The organism is Bacillus cereus group sp. BfR-BA-01382 (genome assembly GCF_022663475.1).
Classification (GTDB): Bacteria; Bacillota; Bacilli; order Bacillales; family Bacillaceae_G; genus Bacillus_A; species Bacillus_A thuringiensis_S.
The window spans coordinates 197,991-204,036 of record NZ_JAKUFQ010000002.1; the positions used below are offsets into that span (position 1 = coordinate 197,991).

Genomic DNA, 6,046 nt, shown 5'->3' on the forward strand with positions numbered 1-6,046 from the left:
GTTTTTTTTATTCTCAAAGCTTTTGTATTGCACTCTCAATTTTATTCACCAAATCAGCTGACACTTTATGAAAATACCCCAAAACTACCTTTCGAATATCATCGGATATAACTTTCAAATCACTAGCTAAGTTTTCAGCGAGATGTTCTTTTTCTATCGGCTGTAACTTCGTATAAAATTCACCAGCCTGCGTAAAGTCATTTTGTTTTGTTATAGAAGTTCTTTCAAGTTTACCTTCAACGTATCTTCCGTCACCGCTCGTTATTTGCTTAGTCGGTGTCCAATCTTGCTGCTGGTTAATCGTTAATTTGCGAAATTCGGGACCAATTCTTCTTCGTTGTGAATCACTGTAAATATTAGCGCGCCCTTGCAGCATTTTATCATCTGATAGTTCTGCACCATCCAGTAAATTAGAAGGGGAAAATGCGACTTTTTCTACTTGTTCCATAAAATTTTCAGGATTTTTATTTAATACCATTTTCCCGACTGGTATGAGAGGATACGTCTGTTCATCCCATACTTTTGTGTCATCTAAAGGATCATAAGATAGGTGCGCTTCATCTTTCGGATCCATGAGCTGGACGTATAAGCCATACTCCACTGGTTTACCATTTTCAATTGCATCATATAAATCTTTCCCGCTATAATCAGGATTTTCGGCAGCTAGTTTAATTGCTTCTTTACTAGTAATGTACTGTACACCTTCAAATGGGTACCAATGATACTTTACATACTTTCGATTACCTTCCGCATTTCTCCAAATGTATGTATTTACACTATGTCCTGGTATGTGGCGAAGACTTTTGACTGTACCATTATTAGAGTATAAACGGACAACAAAATGAATAGATTCAGGTGCTTTAGCGACAAAACTCCAAAATCTATTAGGGTCTATTAAGTTATTTTTAGGTGAAGGCAATAATGCTTTAATTGTTTCAGGGAAACGCATAGGATCACGAACAGAAAAAACAGGGATGTGATTGCATAAAAGGTCAAAAATGCCTTCTTTCGTATAAAATTTTGTGGAAAAACCGCGTACATTTCTAGAAGTATCCGGTGTTCCTTTCGTACTAACAGCTAACGAAAATCGCACCATAACAGGAACTTTCTCATTAGAATTTTGTAAAAAACTTAATTTAGTATGTTCAGACATCGAATATATCGTTTGAAAATAACCGAACGCACCAAATCCTTTTACATGAACAGGTCTTTCTAAAATTTTTTCATGAATAAATTCTTGTAATGACTCATGCAGTACACTATCTTGCTCTAGTACGGGTCCACGTGAACCAACTGTTTGAGAGTGAAGTTTAGCTTGTTCATTACGTTCGTCATTTTCATTAAAGTCTTTCCCTAGTATAGATTGCCCCTGTTTATCATAGTTTTCATCCATCGATATAGCCTCCAAATCTTTTTTGTCCATTGTTACTAAATATGATTTTATAGCCTTAATTATGTATGACACGCACAGTTCAAAGCAGTAACATACCGCTAGATGAAAAAAACACATATGTAGTGGACCTGTTGAAATAGAAGAAATTATGGAAAAATGAATATCGGGAAGAGAAAGCACACGTTTTACTAAAAATGTGGAAGAAAACCACTATTAAAATTTCAATCTTAAAACTTAATTTATAAACGATTATATAGAGAATGAACGTTAAAAAAGGGAAAATAACTAGGAGGAATTTAGCATGTCGGATTGGTTTCAATTAGATAAAGAATATATGATGTCTACATATTGTCGTACAGAGGTTGCAATGGAAAGGGGAGAAGGGTGTAAACTGTATGATGTAGATGGTAAAGAGTATTTAGATTTATTTTCTGGCGTAGGAGTAAATGTATTAGGATATAATCATCCTAAAATTGTACAAACGACAATGGAGCAAGTTGCGAAATCGTTGCATTTACCGTTTCATTTTTTAAACCCAGTTGCAATTGAGTATGCAAAGAAATTAGTAGGTTGTACTTTAAAAAGCGGAAAAGTCTTTTTTACAAACTCTGGTACGGAAGCGACAGAAACGACATTAAAATTAATTGATAAATATAGATCTATTGCGAATGAAGAGCGTGATGGAGTAGTTGTGTTAAAAGATAGTTTTCACGGGAGGACGTTAGGGGCACTACATTTTACGAGACAAGAAAAAGTATATCAAAATTTTCCTAAAACATCTATTCCTGTATATGAAGTAGAGCGCGAGAATATAGACCAATTAGAAGAAACCATTATTAAAGAAAATCCAATTGCGATTATGCTAGAGCCTGTTTTAGGTAGCGGGGGGATTTATCCTTTATCAAGTGAATATTTACATGGTGTTCAAAATTTATGTAAAAAATATAATGTACTTCTTGTCGTTGATGAAGTTCAAAGTGGAATGGGTCGAACGGGAAAACTATTTGCTTATCAAAATTTTAATATTACACCGGACATTATTCAAATCGGTAAAGGAGCAGGAGGCGGGATACCGCTAGGGGGAATTATTGTAGGTGAAAAGTTATGTGATGTATTTTCACCAGGAGATCACGGGACAACGTTTGCTCACTCATCAATGGGAACAGCATTAGGTTTAACTGTATTAAATACATTACTTGATGATGGGTTAATGCAAGAAGCTTATGAAACGTCACTATATTTAAATGACAAACTGCAAGACATTCAGAAAGAAAATTCTTATTATATTCAGGAAGTGCGTCATGCGGGGATGATGTTTGGGATAAGTGTGAATGACACGAATGAAAATGTGAAGAAATTACAGATTGAGTTAATGAATAAAGGGATGTTAGTCGATGTAACACAAGGGAATATTATTCGATTACTTCCGCCGTATATTATTACGAAAGAGGAAATTGACGCATTCACTTATGAATTTATTTCCTGTGTTCATAACATAGCTGCTACAGCAAGTATTTAAAAAAATATAAAAAAATATAAAAAGCTAAAGAAGCCGCTATTTTAGCGGCTTCTTTAGCTTTTTAAAATAGTAAATTACTTAACATAGAGAGCATCTCATTGGACAAATAATTAATTATGTGAAACAATAATAACAGATAAGGAGACGTTAATTTTCCTTAAGTGCTTCGAATTAATTTTATTCAATAAGAGAAGGTGTGCTTAAAGAAGTTAAATTAAATAAGGAGCTGTTTTATTATATGCAACAAAATAATGATTTAAATTTTGAACCTCAAGACGTTAATATTGTCAATCCTAAACAAGCCAGGAAAGCAGTAATTGCTACTGGTATAGGAAACGCAATGGAGTGGTTTGACTTCGGATTATACGCGTATTTAGCGGTTATTTTAAGTCAATTATTCTTCTCAGGTGTTGATAATAGTGGATTGCAGCTTGTACTTACATTCGGTACATTTGCAGCAGCCTTTCTCGTTCGACCAATCGGAGGTGTATTCTTTGGTAGAATAGGAGATAAGTACGGCCGAAAAATCGTGTTAAGTACTACTATTATTTTAATGGCACTTTCTACATTATTCATCGCATTACTACCAACCTATGAACAAATTGGTGTATGGGCACCAATACTACTTTTAGTTGCCCGAATGATTCAAGGCTTCTCTACAGGCGGCGAATATTCAGGTGCAATGGTTTATATCGCAGAATCTTCTCCAGATAAAAAGCGTGGTATACTCGGTAGTGGTCTTGAAATTGGAACACTCTCAGGTTACATTGCTGCATCGGTAATTGTTACCATTTTGACGTTATTGTTAACAGATGAGCAAATGCTCAGCTGGGGATGGCGTATTCCGTTCTTAGTAGCTGCACCAATTGGTTTGGTCGGTTTATACTTACGCCGTCATCTAGATGAATCTCCAATCTTTGAAGAGATGGAAAAAGCACAAGAGGAATCTGAAGACAATGAACAATTTTCATTTATGGATATTATTAAATATCACAAAAAAGACTTCTTATTAAGCACAGTAATTGTCGCCTTCTTTAATATTACAAATTATATGATTCTTTCGTATATTCCTTCTTATCTAACTCAAGTACTTAAAGTCGAAGAAACAACAGGCTTATTAATTATTTCTATTACGATGGCACTTATGATTCCACTAGCACTATATTTCGGTAAGTTAAGTGATAAAATTGGTAATAAACGCGTTGTGCAAATTGGTTTACTTGGTTTAACTGTATTTGCAATTCCAGCATTTTTACTAATAGGTAACGGACATATTGCAGCTATATTTGCAGGTATTTTCGTACTAGGTTTCTTCTTAAGTGTATATGAAGGAACATTACCTTCATTATTACCATCACTCTTTTTCACCGATGTACGTTATCGAGCACTTTCGATCTCATTTAATATTTCTGTATCGATATTCGGTGGAACAACACCGCTCGTATGTTCATACTTAGTTCATGCAACTGGTAACCCGCTCGCACCGGCATTTTATTTAGCAGGTGTAAGTATTATTGGATTAGTTGTATTTAGTGTACTATTTGTTACGACTTCAGGGCGTGCGCTAAAAGGTTCATATCCTACAGTAGAAACGAAAAAAGAAGCACACCTAATCGCTAAAGAAGACCCTGAAGAAACACTTTGGTGGCATGAAGAGTCATTAGAAATTGAAGCAGGGAAGAATGCTTCCATTTAAAAAGCAACGTAGAAGTATAAAAAGACTCCTATGAATAAATAACGGGTTCAGTTACGGGAGAGAAAATATAAAATAACAAACAAAAAAGGGATGTAAATCACATATGATTTAGCATCCCTTTTTATATTGTTATTAAAATGTTTAAGCACTTTTATGTACTCTTGCTATTTTATATACTAAAACCATTGCTAAATTGGTTGTCTAGAAAGACCTTTAATGATAGCTCGTGGAGATGGTAAAAGTTATATCTATTCTAATTTTAATCCAAAATACGCACAAATGGCTCTAACGATAATTCGAACCCATTATAACTTTTGTATGCCATTTACCACAAACGAAGGGAAAAAGAAAACAGTAAAAACACCAGTATAACGATTGGGTATTACTGGAAAATTGTTTGATTTAAAAGATATAATTTAATTTAGATAGTTCACTCAAATAATGGTGGACTATATTTTTTAAAAGGTAAATGGAAAATTACGTTAAAATAATTATAGAGATTGTGAAAAAATGTTCTTAAACTAACGGTCAGGTTACTTTAAGCAGGATTTTTCAAAGGAAATGGTGAATATCATATTTTGAAGGGGTGATTGCAGTGAAGTAAGTGATTTTTTTATCTTGGTTAAATACTTTGAAGAAAGGGATTTATAATTATGAACACAAAACTAATAATAGTAGAAGGTTTACCTGGATTTGGAAAATCAACCACTGCAAAGCTAATAAATGAAATTCTAAGCCAAAATAAAATTGAAGTTGAACTATTTTTAGAGGGAAATTTGAACCATCCAGCCGACTATGATGGTGTATCTTGTTTTAATAAATTTGAATTTGATAGATTATTATCTAACAGTGGAGATTTTAAAGAAGTGCTTCTTAAAAGAGTTCTAAAAAAAGGAAGCAATTATTTATTACCATACAGAAAGATAAAAAATGAGTTTGGTGATCAGTTTTCGGACGAATTATTTAACGATATTTCAAAAAACGATATATATGAATTGTCATTCGATAAAAATGTTGAATTAATTGCTGACAAATGGAATGACTTTACTGAAAGTGCTCTAGAAGACAATAAGGTTTATATCTTTGAATGTTGTTTCATACAAAACTCATTAACTATTGGGATGATTAAATATGGTGAACAAAAAGAAAAAATAATAAATTATGTAATGAAAGTTGCAAAAATTATAGAGAATTTAAATCCAATGTTATTGTATGTAGAACAAGATAATCTTGAATTTTCATTTAGGAAGGCACTAAAAGAAAGAACTCCAGAATGGTCCACAGGAATCGTTGACTATTACACTAACCAAGGCTATGGGAAAGAACATAACCATTCAGGTGTAGAAGGAGCGATAAAAGTTCTTGAAGCTAGAAGGAATTTAGAATTAGAAATATTCGATATGTTAAAAATGAAAAAAGAAAAAATCAATAATACAAA

General features: G+C 33.2%; 4 protein-coding genes. 3 read left to right on the forward strand and 1 reads right to left on the reverse strand.

The genetic code is table 11. The annotated features are described in order from the left end of the window. Window positions 1-13: 13 nt before the first annotated feature. On the reverse strand, window positions 14-1,393 hold the full coding sequence (locus MR160_RS01935) for a catalase (RefSeq protein ID WP_000344194.1): 1,380 nt from the start codon (window positions 1,391-1,393) through the stop codon (window positions 14-16). Window positions 1,394-1,694: 301 nt separating this feature from the next. Between MR160_RS01935 and MR160_RS01940 the strand changes: the two genes are divergently transcribed. The 3 genes from MR160_RS01940 to MR160_RS01950 form a co-directional block, all read left to right on the forward strand. Beyond that, entirely contained in the window at window positions 1,695-2,912 is a 1,218-nt protein-coding gene (locus MR160_RS01940; RefSeq protein WP_001286468.1) for an aspartate aminotransferase family protein, read from the forward strand. A gap of 238 nt (window positions 2,913-3,150) precedes the next feature. Further along, window positions 3,151-4,608 (forward strand): MFS transporter, encoded by a 1,458-nt coding sequence (locus tag MR160_RS01945; protein WP_001186930.1) that lies wholly within the window; start codon window positions 3,151-3,153, stop codon window positions 4,606-4,608. 653 nt (window positions 4,609-5,261) lie between these two features. Further along, the coding region (locus MR160_RS01950; protein ID WP_242297046.1) for a P-loop NTPase family protein at window positions 5,262-6,046 on the forward strand (785 nt) is incomplete at its 3' end.